The organism is Blautia sp. AM47-4, from assembly GCF_003479865.1.
Lineage (GTDB): Bacteria > Bacillota > Clostridia > Lachnospirales > Lachnospiraceae > Fusicatenibacter > Fusicatenibacter saccharivorans.
Window position 1 is genome coordinate 1 of sequence record NZ_QUHY01000075.1, and the last position, 2,398, is coordinate 2,398.

Sequence of the window (2,398 nt, forward strand, 5' to 3'; positions counted from 1 at the left end):
TACTTCCGCTATAAACTCTTGAAAAGAAAATGTTTATAGCGAATATTAATAAACAGCTGTGTTCTATAGTCAATTTCACTATCCTTAACCATAGCTGATGAATTCTCTGATTCCTGAAGATAAAAATATTCTGTTTTATCATTAAAGCAAATTTTGCTCACTTTAGGATATAATTTCAGAAAAAAATCAAAATCCTCCGCCAATTTAATTCTTTCATCAAATCGGATATTCCCAACTAATTCTTTTAAGATTATCTTTCCACAACAATATCCATAAATACCTGTTTTTTTTTGATAATCCGCAAAATTCAAAAGCAATTCACTTATATCAAAAGTGCCACTTCCAGGTAATTGTATTTTCTTTTTTTTTCCTGAGTGCCATATTTTTGTAATCGTGCATATTGAAAGATCTACACCGCTCTCAATAATAGTTTCATACAAAATTTCCAAATAGTTATTTGGTATGCGGTCATCTGCATCAATAAATGTAATATATTCTCCACACGAGGCATCAATCCCAACATTTCTCGCATGAGATACGCCACTATTTGGAATATGAATTACTTCAAATCTTTTATCAATACAAGCAACTTTATCACAAATTTCCCCTGATGCATCCGTAGATCCATCATCTATTAAAATACATTCAAACTCTTCAAATGTTTGGCTAAGCAAGCATTGAAATAAATCATCCATATATTTTTCTTTATTATATACGGGAATAACAACACTAATTTTCATAGTTTTCTTTTTCTCATTTTAAAAATTAATATTTGATATAAATTGGGTGAAACATAAAATATACTGTAACGTATAAAATCTTTAAGACAAAGTCCATTTCCCCTCATCAATGTTCGCATAAATTGTATATATGTTTGACTGTCATGATAGGGCTGTATTTTCGATTCCTTTGCACGAAACCAAAATTCTATATATAAATTCAGAAATAGTTTCATCGATTCCCTACAAATAAAACTATCTTGTTTAAATAAGCACATTCGTCTTTTCACAATATCCAACATTACCAAATTCTGCTCTTGAAATTTTTGATGCGTCAGCGAAGTATTATTTTGAACATATATATACCAGAATTTCTTTTCACAAAAAATTTTTCCTGTTTTAGCTAGCACCTGGCTCATCCAATCATCGTCCTCATATATCCGTCCCTCAAATGGAATGTTTTTTATATAATCTCTTTTATACAGCTTATTACAAACTCCAACAACCAATCCATTTGCATAGCTACCATAATACAACCCTTTTGCAAATTCTAACATGGATTTTTTTCCACAAAAAAATGTTGGGATTTTATGTGGATCTATTGTCAATTTTCCCTCTTCATTCTGAAATTGCCAAAGCCACGTTACTATATCAACATCATGGTTTTCTAAAATTGAAATTGCTTTACTGTATATAGTAGGATCATCTGGTAAATAATCATCACTATCTACAAAAGTAATATATTTCCCACTTGATGCTAAAACACCGTTATTTCGAGCTTTTCCAACCCCTTGATTTTTCCGGTGAATTACGCTTATACATTGATTTTCTTTTGCATATTCGTCACAGATCTTTCCAGAAGAATCCGTACTTCCATCATTAATTAAAATCAATTCACATTTTTCCACATTCTGGTTTAAAATACTTTCAATACACCTTCTTAAAAACCGTTCTGTGTTATAAACTGGTACTATTACAGAAAGCTGTGTTTTCATTACACTCTATACCTCTTTTCAAAATAAAAAGATATCAACGGTAGCAAAACAGGATGCGAATAACAAAATGTTAATAGTTTTTGTTTTTTAGGAACACACAATTTGCCAATTTTCAACTGTTTAAACATATTCCTAAACATCGGTGTACAAGGGGTACAAACAAGATAAAATAGAAATGAGGGGCGATAGAGCGGAAATGTCAGATTTTCCACTCTATCTGAACACGGTCGCTGGTGGCCTTGATCGTAGAGATCAAACCATCGGCGGCTTTTCTTTTGTCGTCAAAATCTATGCTGTCCCAGTTATCGAGATAATAGGATAACTTCTTTATCTGCTGGGGAGATATGGTTTCAATGCTCAATTCGGCGATTGCCTTTGAAATAGTCTGGCGTCGGGTGTCCAGTTCTTCAATTTTTTTGTTGGCGTAGGCAAGCAAGGTCGCATTGGCTCCGGTTAGCGTATCCAGCAGCTTTTCAATTTCTGACTCCACCTGTGCCAGCTCCACTTGATAGGCGGTCAGTTTCGGATTGACTTTTTCCTCTCTGCCGTGGAGTATCTGAAAGTCTTTGAACTTTTCCTGCATGGCCGAGAAAATGAATTGCTCAAATTCTTCTTTGCGGATTTTCCCGCAGCCCGGACAGCCTTTGTTTTCCGTCCGTTTGGTACAGCGGAAATATCCGGTGC

At 33.9% G+C, this 2,398-nt stretch carries 2 protein-coding genes and 1 pseudogene; all 3 read right to left on the reverse strand.

Annotation, left to right across the window (positions count from 1 at the left end):
• Nucleotides 1-8 precede the first annotated feature (8 nt).
• On the reverse strand, nucleotides 9-740 hold the full coding sequence (locus DW965_RS18490) for a glycosyltransferase family 2 protein (RefSeq protein ID WP_119198669.1): 732 nt from the start codon (nucleotides 738-740) through the stop codon (nucleotides 9-11).
• Complete coding sequence (locus DW965_RS18495) at nucleotides 737-1,714, reverse strand: glycosyltransferase family 2 protein (RefSeq protein WP_117509384.1); 978 nt, start codon at nucleotides 1,712-1,714, stop codon at nucleotides 737-739. Before DW965_RS18495 ends, DW965_RS18490 begins: the two co-directional genes overlap by 4 nt.
• A 199-nt stretch (nucleotides 1,715-1,913) precedes the next feature.
• Nucleotides 1,914-2,398: pseudogene (locus DW965_RS18500) on the reverse strand (zinc ribbon domain-containing protein); the annotation flags it as partial.

Excerpts from the sequence above, each read along its gene's own strand:
- DW965_RS18490 (WP_119198669.1), bottom strand. The coding sequence starts at position 740 with ATGAAAATTAGTGTTGTTATTCCCGTATATAATAAAGAAAAATATATG.
- DW965_RS18495 (WP_117509384.1), bottom strand. The coding sequence starts at position 1,714 with ATGAAAACACAGCTTTCTGTAATAGTACCAGTTTATAACACAGAACGG.